We start from the raw sequence: 14,823 nt of genomic DNA on the forward strand, positions 1-14,823 counted from the left end.
TATGGAAAAGCGTAGTGCTATTGTCCGTTGGCAAGAGCGGCAAGTTGATGATTAGGCTTCCATACAGTGCTGGGCTGTTTGCTCCCATGAAATAGGAGGCCACTTAGACGTCGAAAAAGTAATCTGACTGTTCTATTGATTTAGTAGAAATCTGCCTTCGAAGCATTGAATTAAATCGGTCTGTGCGGTGAACAGGCAATGCAGGTACTGGATAATAAATTGATATGATTTGGCGCTCTACTACAGTATTTCTAGCGAGTCTCACAGCTGCCACTCTATCTGTGGTAAATCTGCAAGCCCAAAGCATGCCTCTGCTGTTGGCGCAGTCCTCGGCAGTCGATCCAGATGCTGCTATTGACACAGGTCAATCAACACCAGACTTTAGCAGTACTACCTCCAGTACGCCCCTTGATGGTGCCACTTCTGAGGAGCAAATCCAAGAAGTTAAAACCTTGCAGCAAGAGCTGAAAAATCGTGGGTATTATGATGGGCCTATTGATGGTATCTATGGCCCCAAAACCGAGGCTGCGATCCGTGATTTGCGGGGGCAAGAAGCCGGGCAGACTGACGAATTACCTTCAACCCTGTTTCCCGTTAGTACAGCGACTGTAGATACATCAGCTGAGTCTGTGCCACCAGAAAATGAGGCGCAGGTGGCCAATGAATCTGAGGCCGACGATAGCTCTGTGCGCATCAATGCAGAGAATGTGGCTGAGGGTGCTGAGGAAGAAATTAATATTGGCGATGCTGTTTCGCCGGAAACAGGGATCGATGAAGCTGCACCTGAAGTGCCATCTGAAGCGTTGGAAGCTGAAGCGGCTACTCAAGCTCAACCTGCGTCACCAGGATTGGGTCGATTGCTATGGCCGGGTCTGGCGCTAATCGTAGCTTTTGGTAGCTTTGGTATTGGGTTTCTTTTAGCTAATCGTGTGAAATCTGAAGGGGGTGAGGCCGAATCACCCTGGGGAACCGTGCCCGATCCATTACCGCGACAGCTGCAGTCGTCGTCATCTCTCAATGGTCACACGGTGACTAGCAACGGCACTGGCTCTGTGCCTAGAACTGAGTCTATGACACATCAGTCTGGGGCAGTCAGCGAGGGTTTGCCGTTGGTGGCTGCCGCTGCTGATACGGTCAGCCCTACGACTCGATTAGCCAAGGTTGATGTCATTGATGAGTTGGTTTCTAATTTACAGGTTGCTGACCCGAGTAAACGTCGTAAAGCCATTTGGGAGCTGGGTCAGCGAGGGAATTCATCGGCTGTGCAGCCTCTAGTTAACAGCATGGTAGATGCGGACTCTAAGGAAAAAAGCCTAATCTTGGCGGCGCTTTCAGAAATTGGAATTCGCTCATTAAAACCGATGAATCGAGCCCTTGCTATTGCCTTGCAGGATGATAATCCTGATGTGCGTAAGAATGCGATTCGAGATTTAACTCGTGTTTACGACCTGGTTACTCAAATTAGCCAAATGTTAGGGCACGCCACTGAGGATACCGATCCAGAAGTGCGTCGGACGGCGGAATGGGCTTTAGAGCAACTGAACCGCATTCGCGAAGCGCCTAAGTTGAAGTCATCTCTGAATACTCTGGAAGCTGCTCGCTCAACGCCGGAGCTGCTACCTGATGAAGTGGAAAATTTGAAAAACTAGGGTAATGCTTCATCCCCCATATTGTCTTTACGGGATTGACTGATTGGGCCGCACTCATAGTAGGGTCATAAGGCTGAGTTGATACAGTAGCCATGGCGCGGTGCTTACGATTACTCTTTGTTTCTACTCCTGTTGGCCCTTTAGGCTCAGGACTTGGGGGTGGTGTGGAGCTCACCGTGGTCAATCTGGTGGCGGCTTTAACCCAGCGGGGGCATCAGATTACGATCGCAGCTCCCGAAAATTCTCAGCTAGAGGGTATCCAACTCATTCAGATTCCCGGAATACACCAACCTACGGCCCATACCCAGGGACGTGACACCCCCGCGACCGTATTAGAAAATGCCGTTTTATCAAATCAATGGGCCTATGCCCGTCAGGTCCAGCACGATTACGATCTAATTGTTAACTTTGCCTACGACTGGCTACCCTTTTACCTCACTCAATTTTTTGATACGCCCATTGCCCACTTTGTCAGTATGGGGTCTCTCAGTCGGATCATGGACCATGCCGTTGTCCAAATCGATGCGAAGTTTCCAGGTACCCTGGGGGCTTATACCCAAACCCAGGTTGATACCTTTCCTCCCGGTCTCACCTGGCAACTGCTTAGCAGTGCTGTCGACCTCAGTCAGTATGATTATTGCGATACTCCTGAACCCCGGTTGGCATGGTTAGGACGCATTTCACCAGAAAAAGGTCTAGAAGACGCCGTTGCTGCTGCTCAGCAAACCCAAACCCCCTTAAAAATCCTAGGTAAACTGGAAAATCAAGAGTACTGGGATGCCATTCAACGCACCTATCCAAATGCCCCAATTGACTATCTGGGCTTTGTCAATACTCAGCAGCTTCAGACAATCGTGCGGTGCTGTCAGGGATTACTGATGACTCCTCGTTGGGTAGAAGCTTTTGGCAATGTTGCCATTGAAGCTTTAGCCTGTGGCGTACCCGTGGTGGCCTATCGTCGGGGTGGTCCCACTGAAATCATCGACCATGGCAAAACGGGATGGCTGGTGGAACCAGATTATGTTGCGGGTTTAGTCGACAGCATTCGAAAACTAGATCGCATTGACCGTGCTCACTGTCGTCAGCAGGCGGAACTCAAGTATTCTTTGCCTGCCCTGGGTGAGCGTTTTGAACAATGGTTTGAAGCCATCATTAAGGCGAACTAGGGCACTCGTGTCTATTTGGATACGGTTTTCCCTCTGGACCACTATGCTTTTTCTTGCCTCCTTCTTCCTCTTTCCTTTTTTCCTTCTATCTCTCCATGCTCTCTATTCCCCTCATCGAAATCACTCAATTAGTTGAACGCCTGGTCGATTACCCTGAAGCATTGCGATCGCTCCAAGAAATTGAAGACTGCGATGGCGAACTGAACGATGCCGCTTTATCCTTAGCCCTCAGAGCCGGTTTAGAACCCACCGAGAATGAGGGTTGGCTAGAAGGATTTGCCAAGCGCTATCGACACATTGCCTGCCTACCAGAGTTTCGAGCAGACCTGAAAGCTCAGCAGGTAATTGCTTTGGTTCAGCACCTGACTCAAAATAGTCAGTGTCCTAACCTATTGGTAGTGCCTGTGGCGTTGTATATCAGCAAAATAGGCGTAGATAGCTTTTGTCAGAGTTTTGATAACAGCCGGGTACCTGCTGAGTAGGTACAGGTAAGATTATGCTAGCGACCTCTATGGGCCGTAAACATATCCGCCTTGCTCTACAAATGAGGCGGCATCAACCCGTTGCTGCACAAATTTTGCATAAAGCAACTTTTATAAAAGTAGGGGAATTATAGAGCAGACGATAAAATCAAGCCGTTATCTCAGGCATATCATGGCAAAATAGCCAGTCTGTCAACGTAAAACAACGTATGGTTTAGCAATCCATACGTTGCGATCGCGGAATTAGATATTTACACCCTGTAAGTATCAAGTATCGCAACATCAGCGTTCAAAACTGATGGCGGAAGTTATCCTCTACTCATAGACACACTACTCTACTAACCACTATTGGGAGCTTTGCAATGACTCGCTCAATCGCCCGTGCTACTAGCGTCACACTAACTAATTTAGAAGGTGTACCGGGTAAAGAAATTGTCGAGCACTACGGCCTAGTACAAGGCAGTACTATTCGCGCTAAGCACGTAGGTAAAGATATCCTTGCTGGGTTCAAAAATATCGTTGGTGGTGAGCTAAAAGCCTATACTGAGCTGCTCCAAGAATCCCGTCAAGAAGCCGTCAATCGCATGGTAATGCAGGCTGAACAACTAGGAGCCAATGCCGTTATCAATGTCCGTTTTGCCACCTCATCGGTTGCTCCAGGCGCTGCCGAGCTATTTGCCTATGGTACGGCTGTCAAAGTGCGATAACACTTTTGCAGTCAGTTTTATAGGTTAACCCACAGAAAATACCATGGATATTCTTGTTTTTCTCACTTTGCTTGGAGTGGGATACTTTATCGGTAATCACCGAGAACGCAAGCACTACGAAGATATTAAACGCCGCGAAAAAGGCACCCTCCACGTGCCCATCATGAGTTGGGGAGCCAAGCAGGATCTACCCTATGCCCATGAAGCCCAGATGTTTGTCGGGAGCGTTGTCGTCGCCAACGACTATTTCAAAACCATTGCCGCTAGTTTACGTAATCTGGTGGGTGGTCGAGTTACCGTTTATGAAACCCTGATTGATCGAGGGCGACGAGAAGCGATGCTGCGGATGAAAGAATCTGCCATTGAATGGGGCGCTTCTCAGATATTAAACATCCGTTTTGAAACCTCTAACATTGCTGGTCAAACTAAGGGCGGCATGGGGGCTGTCGAAGTGATGGTCTATGGCACTGGTATTCGCTAAGACCAGAGTAATTTAACCCGCAGTGCTGCATGAAATACGTCCCGCGTGAAATTGTCGATGAAGTCAATGTCACCCCAGTGCATCCACTGGTTAATTTTGGCTATTTAATCGGCACCGTTGTGGCTGCAGCTGTAACGGTCTATGTCGGGTTGGGAGTAGCCGGTGCGCAGATTGCAGCCCGGCTAGGACCCAATGCAGAGAATAGGATCGGCGAGGTGATTTTTGAGAATGTATTTGCTGGGATGCCTCTGGTACAGGATGGGCCGGAGTTGAAGTATGTGCAAACTCTCGCCGAGTCGTTACGGAGTGATGCGTTAAAGCAGCGTCCTGACCTCAAGCTACATATTCTGGAGGAACCCCTACCCAATGCCATGGTGGCAGCAGGGGGATATGTATTTATTACCCAGGGGCTGCTAGACGAGGTTGAGTCCGAAAATGAGCTAGCGTTTGTACTGGCCCATGAACTTGGCCATTATGAAAACCGGGATAATCTTCGCAGTCTGGGCCGCTCACTCGTATTTTTGAGCTTGAACAGTGCATTGGCGACTACCGGTGTGCAACTGCCGCCCCTCTTGACCGGTTCCATGAGCCTCGCCGATTTGCACTACAGTCGCGACCAAGAGCAAAAGGCAGATGTTTATGCCTTTGAGATGATGTACGAGCGCTATGGCCATGTGGACCATACCCTCGACTTCTTTAAACGATTAAATGAACAAGAATTAGATCTGGGGGCAGCTGATCAGTTATTGGAATGGCAGTCAACCCATCCTCTGACTGAGTCTCGTATTGAATATCTAGAAGCATTGGCCAACAAACGGGGCTGGTCCTTAGAGGGAGAGGCAACGGCGCTGCAAAAATCCAGACAAATACGATGAGGCAATGTCAGGTGTCTGCTCTTGGTATTACAGTCCTTCTGAGGTTAGTGAGGAAGAATTCATAGCATGGACAATAGAAAATATGCCAAAAGTTGATGCGAAGAATGTCCAGTGGAGCAATGTTTTTTGTGAACTCTTCGTATATTAGAAAGTGGCTTAGAGTGTATTCAAATCATATGGTTCTAACAATAAGTAAAGGCCATCTAAAGTCTGGCGTATTCTATCTGCTGAAAGACTGCCGATTTTCTCAACTAACTGGCCGCGATCAACCGTAAACACCTGAGAAATATTGACAACACTCGCTTTTGGCAAATTAGCTTCACCTTGTTCTAGCAGAACATTGCCAGGTGCATTAGCCCGCTTCAGATTTGAGGTGAGGGCACAAACATCTACAGTACTAGTCTTACTTTGATTAAAAGCGTCATTCTGAATCACCACATGGGGATGACGATAACCAGGAGCCGAGCCTACGGGCTCACCTCAATCCACCCAGTAAATATCACCTTGCTGAATTACCATTCGCCATCGACTAATCTACGATGGGTAGATCGCATCTGAGTTAGCAATCTGGCATCTTCTTCCAAAGTGTCACCATAAAAAGCGTTGAGCTGTTCTACCAAGTTTGCAGGTCGACGATGGCGACGAATAAATTCTTGAAGAGCCATAGAAACTAGTTGTCCCCAAGATAGATTTAGTTCTTGGGCAAGAGCTTGGCCCTCATTCACCAAAGAAGTCTGAAGCGATACATTGGTCAAAGGATTTGCCATGGTGATTAAGTTATTGACCTGCTTTGCTTTAAGTATAGCTAACCCCATTCAAGCCTAAATATTCGAGAAGACGGCTTACATGATTCGAAGAAGGTTGTAATTTATAGCGTCTGAGGTGTTCGATTACGTCTAGTTTATTCACATGTGGAAACCAAGGCCGCAGCAAGTTTGTTACATATGTACTAATAAATAATCCTTGTACTAATGTCGTTACATTGGCTGGTCGCCGGTCCAAACTAGCCTTACTAAAGTCTATGAGTACTGGCTCTTGGGAATGCACCAGAGCATGGGCCGTAATACAACGCAAATCGCCATGGTCTAGCCCAATTTGGTCTAACCGGTATGCCTGATGGATAAGCTGCGCCAATATGCGATTGATTGTCTCCAAAGACTGCAATTCTTGCAGCCGGTCCACCAGCATGGGGCCATCGATATAGTCCATCAACAAAAAGTTATCGCTGTGGACAACATAACCAGGCCCAACACTCACCGCGTTAGCCCGTTGTAGCATCTTCGCTTCCACACTTAAACTTACCTGAGGGGAAGGTTCTCGACGAATTTTGAGAACCCGATCTATACCCTGATAGCGCACTCGCAGTACCACGCCGCAATAGCCTAGCCCTAGAATATTCAGTCCTGCCAATATTTTTGGGCCATAGGACTCAATGAATTCAAGATCTAAAGCTTGTAGTTCAGCCCAGCGGCGAGTCAAGGTGTTTTCATCACCGTTGGGATAGGCTAAAAGCTGTCGCGACGGGCTTTGCCAAAACTGTTCCAGGCTGAGGACCGATGTCACAGGCAGTTAAGCACAGAGCTGCCGGGCCAGGTCTACCGTAAAGTGAGTTGCATCACTGGCGTCACCAGCCAAAACGTTAAACGGTGTCTCTGGAGTGCCGAGGTCGCTTAGCACCAGTTTGGCTCCAGTGAAGTTTTGGGCTTTGGTGTATTCATTTACAGTTACTACTGTCTTTAGACCCGTTGGGGTTGCTGAAAGCAACCCATTGTTAGTGTCTTCAAACGCTAGACAATTATCTGCAAGTAAGTCCATGTGCTCCAGGGCATATTCGTAAATATCGGGAGCTGGCTTTTTCTTGGGTACCATGTCGCCTGCAGCGATGACGTCAAACCAGTTAAGACTGTCAGCCCCGAGGGTGTTTTCTAACAGGGCTTGAACATTGGCGGGGGTAGTAGTGGTTGCGATCGCAAGTCTTACCCCCTTACTCCGAGCCTCGTTGAGTAACCGCTCTACACCCGGTCGCAAAGGGATTTTGCCTGCCGCCGCATATTGCTTATAATACTGAGTCTTATTGGCATGGAGATGCTTGATCAGCGCATCTAGATCAGCAAAACCTGCAGGCAATTGAAAATCAGTCAGATAGTCCTGCACATAGGCCCGGATTCGCTCTTTGCCGCCCGATACTTCCAGCAGCTGACCATAGAGTTCTGGAGTCCAATGCCAATCGAGACCTGTATCCACAAATGCTTGATTAAAGGCAGGCCGATGGCCATCCCGCTCTGTTTCTGCTAGGGTGCCATCCACATCAAAAATCAACGCCTTTAGCTCTGCCACAGACCTCTCCTGTTAACTGAAATCTTCAGGCTTGATTTTACCGTCATTAAGCAGCCATCCATAGCTCATAAACGACATCACAATCTGGAGCGGTTGAGTCATGATTGGCAAAATGTTCAACAATTTCTGAAGCCGTAGGTTTCGCTACAAACGTTGGGTGAATTAGCTTGATATGTTAATTGAGAATGATGTAATCAGGTTCAGCCGACTGTGTAGGTTAGAGCTGCATTTCGATTTAATTATCGTTCACATACTCATGTGCCTAATCAGGCATTTCTCGAAGCGTTTCAACAAAAGCCCAGCCCTGTGGTTGAGCTTTTTTCTTTGGTTGCTTTTCAATATCCTCGCTGTCTATTGACCTGGTTCAGCAGCGGCTGGCCAGCTTGCATCCGTCGATAGTTTTCGACAATTTGTGGGGCTACTGAAACCGGATCAGTCAGACTGGCAATGTGTGGGGTGATCGTGACTTTAGGATGGGCCCAAAAGGGATGTTCCTGGGGTAGTGGCTCTTGGCGAAATACATCTAAGCAGGCCCCAGATAAATGATTGTTATTCAGCAGCGAGAGCAAATCTTCTTCGACTAGATGATTGCCTCGGGCCACATTGATTAGGTAGGCTCCTGGAGGTAGCTGGCCCAGTGTATCGCTATTGAGAATATTTTGGGTCTCGGAGGTCAGCGGTAATAAACAGATGAGAATTTCACTAGCGGCTAAAAAGTCTGTTAACTGCTGGCCAGAAAACACTTGCACATTGGTGGTGGATTTAGCGCGGCGAGACCAACCGACGACCTGAAACCCTGTTTGAACCAGACGAGCAGCGACAGCACTACCTATTTGACCCAGCCCCATCACCCCAACAGTGACTTCGTCGATATTGCGCGGTTGTAGAGGTTGCCACTGGTGCTGTTGTTGCTGTTGGGCATAGGTTGGGAACTGGCGCATATGGTTGAGGGTGGCTGCTAACACGTAATCTCCCATCTGGCTGACCAACCGTGGATCTACCATCCTTACGAGGGTTGCCTGCGTTGGGATAGATGCATCCTGGAGTAGATTATCGACACCCGCTCCCATGGAAGCAATCACCTGCAGGTTAGGATACTGGGCAAAAATTCCTTGGGGTTGTGCCCAAACAAGCGCAAACGTAATGTCGGTTTTGTCGCCATCTTCCGGCCAGACCCGCAGGTCTATGTCTGGATTTGTCGCTTTGATAGCGGTTACCCAAGGTGTGGGGTCTTTGGTTGGACAAATTAGACTGAAGGCCATTGAAGTGATTGTGTTCTCGTACAGCTACGGACGAAAGCGCAGACGCTGCCAGCCCCCTAAAAAGACAAGCCAGCTAACTACGACAAGCCAGTGAAACCCAACCAGGGTCAAGAGGGAGCCCGTGTTGGTATAAATGATTATGCAGCCGAGTCCTAATAATGCTGTCAGTCCAATAAAGAGAGGCCGACTAAATAATGACATTAGGTGTGGCCTAAAAATCATCGCCTGGAGCGGGTGGCTGATGACAAACAGTGCCAAACTTAATGTTGTCCACAGCATAAATGTGGTGGTTAAGACGCCTTCTGTGGGATGGGGTAAAAGCAGGACGCGAAAAATGAGTTCCTCTAGCATGGCGGGAACGAGCAAAGCCTGCAGCACTCGAATGAGCAGCTGACCAGGGCGGACGCTACCTAAAATGCTGTGCAGCGACAGGAGTTTGCCCCACAGGCCTAGGGGAATAGCGATCGCACCATAGGCCACAGCCACACCTAAAGTCATCAACCAATCGTCCATACTGGGTATCCGCCCCGCTTCAATCAGACGAGAAAATGCGGTGGGAATAAAAAAGTATTGGCCAAATAATTCGGTCGGCGCTAGGGGCAAAATCGTTGAGTCGCTGCCTCCCACTTGATTAGTTCTGAGAAATCGCAGTGTTGCCCCTTGTTCCCAAAAGATGGTAGCCAGCTGATCGTAGGCCACGCGAGGAATAATTGTGCGCCAGCTCAGTAGCTGGGTGGTCAGATTGGTTTCATTATCGAGGGACTGCTCGTGAATACCGGCCAAGACTTCAGAGTTCTGTTGCCAATCTGGTCGTACAATTCCGACTGGAACTAGGGCATTTTCCAAGTGTTCGCCTAATGTAGCTAGGGGCTGTAGCTGTTGCGGATCAATGGGGGGCTGCTTACGCACCTGGGCTTCAATCCGCTTGATGGTTTTATAGAGGGCCTGACTAGAATCTTGAATACAGGATTGGGCTGGTGTCACCACGGCTGCGCCAGTGCCGTCACCGACCCGGTAGCGGGCCGTCATAATCTGTAGCTGCTCTTCCAGCATGGCCAGTGGCTTAATGCCGACCTGGTCATAATCCTGTGTTAAGGCATCTAGCTTGATGATGGCATCGGAAACCGGGCGGGTGCCGAGCCAGCCCCGCTGCAGATTGCCCATATACTCAGCCCAGCTCAATTTCCCAGACACAATCCCATTGGGATTATGGGCGTAGACCTGATGGTAGTTGATATCAAACTGCAGTTCCTGACTGATGGCATCGCGGATCACAGTGGCAATGCCATAGGAGAAATGGCCGGTGACTGTGCCCACTACCCCAGCCTGTTCGGCTTGTTCGCCACCAATGCCACCAAAAATGTGCAGCACTAAGCCCTGATCACCTTCGTTCCAGGTAGTTTGTCCGAGCTGAATGGTTTTGATGGTGCCTTTGCGATCGCGAGTTCGTCGCCAATTGCCAAAATTGATATAGTTCAGCTCATCGTCTGAATCTGTGATGGTGGTATCGGCCTGCAACTCGAATAGTGATCGCGGGGCCACAGCCCGGACAATAAACTGCTCCTGGTGATTGGGACTGCCATAGACATACCAGCCATGCTCACCCGCTGGTGATTGCTCTAACTGGTCGAGGCTAAATTGCCGAATGCCATTAATGGCAGGCATCTTCGGTAAGTAAACTACATCTGCAACCCCATCAAACTGCTGTGAATCTGGATTGTAGTGATGGACGTTAAAGGCCTGACAGTCACATGTATTGTTCGTTGCTGCCGGGGACTCTATGTTGACCAAGCCGTAGAACCGTTCAGGGATTTGTATGGGCTCTTGATTAATGGTCAGGGTATTGCCCTGGCGCGTAACACCAGCCAGAGACACTAGCACATCATCATGGGGGCGTGCTCCGGCTAATGACTGGAGGGGGCCAACCTGTGACCAGCCATCAAACCGGTCTGGATGTACATTGCCTTGTTGTTGACTGGCGTAAGCATCGGCGCTAAAGCTCACGTCTCGGCTGACCAATTCGACGTAGGCATCCAGCTCTGGGTCGGATTGCCAGGTCAAGACGACAGTTTGGCCTATCAGTTCTTGAGCAAATGATGGTGTGTGGAGTACTTCTAGCCATACCCAGTCTCCTGCTCGGGTTGATACTTCCTTGGTCCGAGGTAAGATCAATCGCCCTGTCCAGGCGGCAACTGGCTGGTACTGATCCGGCGGTTGAGCAATAATATGGGTGACGGTAGCACTGCTGTTGAGCCGCTCATAGTTGGATACTCGAACTGTCTCAGATGTCCCACAGCTGGTGACGCCCAATACGATAATCAGAACGATGCTCAACCATCGTCCCCACTGTTGTCCATGCCAAGAATTTTGCCAGAACCGTGAATTCACCAGCACATTGGGACTCCAATACGCTTCTGCCTAGGAGTACATAACTATAGAATGCCTTTCCTCACGATTTCTAGGGTTGATGCTGCTTAATCTGGTGTAGCGATACCTTCTAAAGCAAACAGGCTGTTGGGAAAATCAGGTATTCGATGAATAAGAGTTTCCAGATGAACTGATAATACTCCTGGTAGGTCAAACATAGACTGTCAGCTGCATCAGGAGGCTGTACCTGGCGACTTAAATGCCAAAAATAACCCAGGGCTAAGCCGTGGGTCATGATGAAAAATTGGGTATTGATGGCAGGGATATACAGCGCTGCTACTATGAGACCTGCGTAACAAATAGTGAGCAGCCACCACACAAGTTGCAAGATGTTTGCCGGTGTGAAACCGTTGTTTGTCTGATGCTTGTAGTTGCCATCGCGTAGGTGTTTGAGGAGTGCGATCGCAACGCCAAATACCAATACCACCAGCGTTAACACCCACATGCGTCCCGGTACCTGAGGGAATAGGTCCAACTGACTGCAGGCATGAAGAAATAGGCCCAAATTGACCAAAGCTCCACGCACCAGCAACGCACACAATGAACCCAGCAGTGGAAATCGCTTTAGCTGTAAGGGCGGCAGTGAATAGGCCGTGCCGATGGCTAAACTCAGACCAACAGTGACTACCAAATAAAGGCTGTGGGACACCACCGCCAGTAAAATTGCTCCACTACAGGCAATACCCACCAGCATTTTGGCTTGGGCAGACGAAAACTCTCCTGAAGCAATAGGTAAATAGGGTTTATCAATGCGGTCAACCACCACATCTTCAATCTGGTTGAGACCCACAATGTAGATATTGGTACACACACAGGCCAACCATGTCAGCCAGAGGGCGCTGACTCCTTGCCAAATATGAAATGTGCCTGGTGACAGCCCCGACGACGGGTGCCGCGCTGCCCAGGCAATGCCAAATAAGCCCAATATGCTCAGGCTAGTACCCACAATGGTGTGGGGCCGAGAAAACTTCCAGAACGCCCGCAACCAGGGGATCGGGCTTTGCAATAGATTTAGAGAGGGGGGACTAAGTGCAGACTTTGTCATCGGCAGTGAGTGGGACCTCTAAAATCACCATGCCGAGTTTTCCCGAGGCCGTCAACAGATTCCGAGCATTGTTGAAATGCTTAATAGATCTGCTAAACATTTGTATCTTCACCGATGGCAGTTCTCATAATGATTTTGGGTAGGGGCGTCCCATGGGACGCCCCTACCCAAAATCATCACACCGACCGCCCTTTTAACTCGTCTACATCCAACCAGCTTACGACTGCTCCAGCAATCGGAATTGCAAGAAATACTCCCAAGAGCCCAGCAACTCGTACACCAATAAGCAGGGCCAAAAACATCACGATAGGGTTGATATTGAGAGAATCTCGCATGATGTGGGGTAACAGCACATTCTCTTCGACCTGCTGTAGCAAAATACACGTCACTACCGATTGGATTGCCACACCCAGCCCCTGGGACAGTAACAACAGCCCAATGAGACCAACGCCAAGAGTAGCCCCAATGCCAGGAATCAAATCAAATAGTCCGGCGATGACGGCGAGAACGAGTGCATAGGGAATTTTTAATAGCAAAAAGACAATAAATGTGGAAATAGCAAAAAAAATAGATAACAGTAACCGACCCCAAAAGAAACCGAGAAGATTCTGCTGAATGATCAGCGTCAAGTGCTGGCGCTGATGCTCAGGGACAGCATTGAGACTCCATCGCCAGAGCCTTGGGCCATCTAGCATCATAAAAAAGGTAACAACGGCAATCAAAATGCTGGTAATAAAATTTTCCAACAGCGTTTGTATTAGCCCTAATCCAGAGCCTAGTAAGGTCGTCGCCTCCTGCTGTAGCTGTTCTCCTAAGGTTTGTAAATCTACTTGTACATTCCACTGTTGTAATGTGGTTTCAATCTGTTCTATGAGCGGCAGTAGCGAATTGACAAAATCTGTGCTGTTTTCTAACAGGCTTTGGCCTTGGGCAATGACCGCTAGTGCCAGGGTGGTGGTTATCCCTCCGACGAGTACCAGGGCCACCATAAAGACTACAAAGACGGCTATGCCATGGGGTAAAACTCGCCGACACCAGCGCACGGGATAACTGAGCAAAAATGCCAAAATCGTGGAGATCACAAAAATGACCACCACGATTTCAAAATACGAGAGCAGCTGTAGTACCCCCCAACCACTTGCTAGTAATAAGAGAAAGCGTACAAGTACCGAGTTGTCTAGCTGGGCTAAAACGGTCTGAACTTTTTCCAGTGAAGCCTTTGGGTTAAGTCGAGGAGCCACTGTTGGTGTCCGCCGCTGCTAAAATCTCTTGAACCAGTACATAAGGTTGCACAATCAGGGACTGTAGCTGATTTGTAGGTCCGGTGACTCCCCAGGCCTCTAGCTGTTCGCGGGTGGGTTTGGTGATCAACTGCTCACCAATCCAGCGTTGTACAGATTGGACATTATCGTTGGTCAGGGCCATGCCGACTTCCACAAGGTCCAGCTGAGGATCTACAAAGACGACTGCATCCCGGGCAATGTGGGGTTTGAGCCAATCCCACTGGGTAGGCCCCACCATGTTTGCTAGATCTTGTCTTAATTCTTGGGTCATCTTAATGCTCCGCTGGACAGGGGGTGGTCCAAAAACTATCACTCTGCTTGGAGAATTATTGTAACCGTTGCGTCATCACCGGAGACATCACCGGCCAAGATCGTGCATGGTATGGATGCGATCGCAACAATATTCTGTCACAGCCTGTAATGCCACCTTGTCTTTACTAGACTCTGGCGGCGCGATTGGCTGCCCAATGCGTACAGTCACTGGCAGTGGTTTGGGAAACTTAGTCCCACGGGGCAAAATTCGATGAGTGCCCCAAAGACTGACTGGCACCAGCGGCACCTGTGCCTTAGCAGCAATCAGAGCTGCGCCCAATTTTGGGTCTGGTATCCGACCGTCGCCGGTGCGGGTGCCCTGAAGAAATACACCGACCGCCCAGCCCTGTTCTAACTGCTCTAATGCAGCTTGAATTGCCCCTCGGGCAGAACCACCACGCTTGACTGGATAAGCTCCGTAGGCTCGAATTGCGGGGGCTAAAATCGGTACTTTAAATAGCTCCTGTTTGGCCATGTAGGACACAGGACGACGCACACAGGAGGACACAATGGGTGGATCAAAATCGCTGGCGTGGTTAGCAACAACTAGCACAGGACCGGATTTGGGCATATTTTCTGCGCCGTATATGTGTCCTTGAAAATATCCCCGCAGCATTGGATTGACTACTGACCACTTAAATAGGTGGTAGAGGACCAGGCTAATCTTGGGCTCGCGCTGCCGTTGATTATGGTTCACTGTTCAATTCCCTATGGCCGATTACCTGTCGAGCAATATGATTTTGGCTCTCGGAGTGGGTTGGGTTGAGCCCCGAAACCCAACCCACGAGGGTATCTGG

At 49.3% G+C, this 14,823-nt stretch carries 15 protein-coding genes and 1 pseudogene; 6 read left to right on the forward strand and 10 right to left on the reverse strand.

Annotated elements, in window-relative coordinates:
* The first annotated feature begins 224 nt into the window (after positions 1 to 224).
* The 6 genes from N836_RS73905 (at position 225) to N836_RS67825 (ending at position 5,360) form a co-directional block, all read left to right on the forward strand.
* Positions 225 to 1,649 (forward strand): HEAT repeat domain-containing protein, encoded by a 1,425-nt coding sequence (locus N836_RS73905; RefSeq protein WP_023076139.1) that lies wholly within the window; start codon positions 225 to 227, stop codon positions 1,647 to 1,649.
* 92 nt (positions 1,650 to 1,741) lie between these two features.
* Entirely contained in the window at positions 1,742 to 2,815 is a 1,074-nt protein-coding gene (locus tag N836_RS67805; protein WP_023076140.1) for a glycosyltransferase family 4 protein, read from the forward strand.
* A 95-nt stretch (positions 2,816 to 2,910) separates the two neighbouring features.
* Entirely contained in the window at positions 2,911 to 3,297 is a 387-nt protein-coding gene (locus N836_RS67810) for a hypothetical protein (RefSeq protein WP_023076141.1), read from the forward strand.
* A gap of 362 nt (positions 3,298 to 3,659) precedes the next feature.
* The gene (locus N836_RS67815; protein WP_023076142.1) at positions 3,660 to 4,004 is read left to right on the forward strand and encodes a YbjQ family protein; all 345 of its coding nucleotides are present in this window, start codon (positions 3,660 to 3,662) and stop codon (positions 4,002 to 4,004) included.
* Between the two features lie 43 nt (positions 4,005 to 4,047).
* On the forward strand, positions 4,048 to 4,485 hold the full coding sequence (locus N836_RS67820) for a YbjQ family protein (protein WP_023076143.1): 438 nt from the start codon (positions 4,048 to 4,050) through the stop codon (positions 4,483 to 4,485).
* A gap of 29 nt (positions 4,486 to 4,514) precedes the next feature.
* Entirely contained in the window at positions 4,515 to 5,360 is an 846-nt protein-coding gene (locus tag N836_RS67825; protein ID WP_023076144.1) for a M48 family metallopeptidase, read from the forward strand.
* Between the two features lie 156 nt (positions 5,361 to 5,516).
* Here the strand turns inward: N836_RS67825 and N836_RS67830 are convergent.
* The 10 genes and pseudogenes from N836_RS67830 to N836_RS67875 form a co-directional block, all read right to left on the reverse strand.
* Positions 5,517 to 5,819 (reverse strand): annotated as a pseudogene (locus tag N836_RS67830) (type II toxin-antitoxin system PemK/MazF family toxin); the annotation flags it as partial.
* Between the two features lie 53 nt (positions 5,820 to 5,872).
* Positions 5,873 to 6,127: a hypothetical protein gene (locus N836_RS67835; protein ID WP_031294233.1), complete on the reverse strand. Its 255-nt coding sequence runs from the start codon at positions 6,125 to 6,127 to the stop codon at positions 5,873 to 5,875.
* A 28-nt stretch (positions 6,128 to 6,155) separates the two neighbouring features.
* A complete protein-coding gene (locus N836_RS67840) occupies positions 6,156 to 6,923 on the reverse strand; it encodes an RIO1 family regulatory kinase/ATPase domain-containing protein (RefSeq protein ID WP_023076147.1) in 768 nt (255 codons plus the stop codon).
* Positions 6,924 to 6,929: 6 nt separating this feature from the next.
* Entirely contained in the window at positions 6,930 to 7,697 is a 768-nt protein-coding gene (locus N836_RS67845) for an HAD family hydrolase (protein ID WP_023076148.1), read from the reverse strand.
* Positions 7,698 to 8,032: 335 nt separating this feature from the next.
* A complete protein-coding gene (locus N836_RS67850; RefSeq protein WP_023076150.1) occupies positions 8,033 to 8,959 on the reverse strand; it encodes a 2-hydroxyacid dehydrogenase in 927 nt (308 codons plus the stop codon).
* Between the two features lie 24 nt (positions 8,960 to 8,983).
* A complete protein-coding gene (locus N836_RS67855) occupies positions 8,984 to 11,353 on the reverse strand; it encodes a CPBP family glutamic-type intramembrane protease (RefSeq protein ID WP_023076151.1) in 2,370 nt (789 codons plus the stop codon).
* 103 nt (positions 11,354 to 11,456) lie between these two features.
* Positions 11,457 to 12,431 carry a homogentisate phytyltransferase gene (locus N836_RS67860; protein WP_023076152.1) on the reverse strand — a complete coding sequence of 325 codons (975 nt, stop codon included), beginning with the start codon at positions 12,429 to 12,431 and terminating at the stop codon, positions 11,457 to 11,459.
* A 176-nt stretch (positions 12,432 to 12,607) separates the two neighbouring features.
* The gene (locus N836_RS67865; protein ID WP_023076153.1) at positions 12,608 to 13,672 is read right to left on the reverse strand and encodes an AI-2E family transporter; all 1,065 of its coding nucleotides are present in this window, start codon (positions 13,670 to 13,672) and stop codon (positions 12,608 to 12,610) included.
* Positions 13,656 to 13,985: a DUF2288 domain-containing protein gene (locus N836_RS67870; protein WP_023076154.1), complete on the reverse strand. Its 330-nt coding sequence runs from the start codon at positions 13,983 to 13,985 to the stop codon at positions 13,656 to 13,658. The genes N836_RS67865 and N836_RS67870 overlap by 17 nt, the downstream gene beginning before the upstream one ends.
* Before the next feature lie 87 nt (positions 13,986 to 14,072).
* Positions 14,073 to 14,723, reverse strand: a complete 651-nt coding sequence (locus tag N836_RS67875; RefSeq protein WP_023076155.1) for a lysophospholipid acyltransferase family protein — start codon at positions 14,721 to 14,723, stop codon at positions 14,073 to 14,075.
* Positions 14,724 to 14,823 lie beyond the last annotated feature (100 nt).

Source organism: Leptolyngbya sp. Heron Island J (genome assembly GCF_000482245.1).
Lineage (GTDB): Bacteria > Cyanobacteriota > Cyanobacteriia > Phormidesmidales > Phormidesmidaceae > Leptothoe.

Bases quoted from the DNA above. Each gene is read 5' to 3' on its own strand.
- N836_RS67825 (WP_023076144.1), top strand. From the start codon at position 4,515: ATGAAATACGTCCCGCGTGAAATTGTCGATGAAGTCAATGTCACCCCA.
- N836_RS73905 (WP_023076139.1), top strand. From the start codon at position 225: ATGATTTGGCGCTCTACTACAGTATTTCTAGCGAGTCTCACAGCTGCC.
- N836_RS67870 (WP_023076154.1), bottom strand. From the start codon at position 13,985: ATGACCCAAGAATTAAGACAAGATCTAGCAAACATGGTGGGGCCTACC.
- N836_RS67805 (WP_023076140.1), top strand. From the start codon at position 1,742: ATGGCGCGGTGCTTACGATTACTCTTTGTTTCTACTCCTGTTGGCCCT.
- N836_RS67820 (WP_023076143.1), top strand. From the start codon at position 4,048: ATGGATATTCTTGTTTTTCTCACTTTGCTTGGAGTGGGATACTTTATC.
- N836_RS67810 (WP_023076141.1), top strand. From the start codon at position 2,911: ATGCTCTCTATTCCCCTCATCGAAATCACTCAATTAGTTGAACGCCTG.
- N836_RS67850 (WP_023076150.1), bottom strand. From the start codon at position 8,959: ATGGCCTTCAGTCTAATTTGTCCAACCAAAGACCCCACACCTTGGGTA.
- N836_RS67835 (WP_031294233.1), bottom strand. From the start codon at position 6,127: ATGGCAAATCCTTTGACCAATGTATCGCTTCAGACTTCTTTGGTGAAT.
- N836_RS67860 (WP_023076152.1), bottom strand. From the start codon at position 12,431: ATGACAAAGTCTGCACTTAGTCCCCCCTCTCTAAATCTATTGCAAAGC.
- N836_RS67815 (WP_023076142.1), top strand. From the start codon at position 3,660: ATGACTCGCTCAATCGCCCGTGCTACTAGCGTCACACTAACTAATTTA.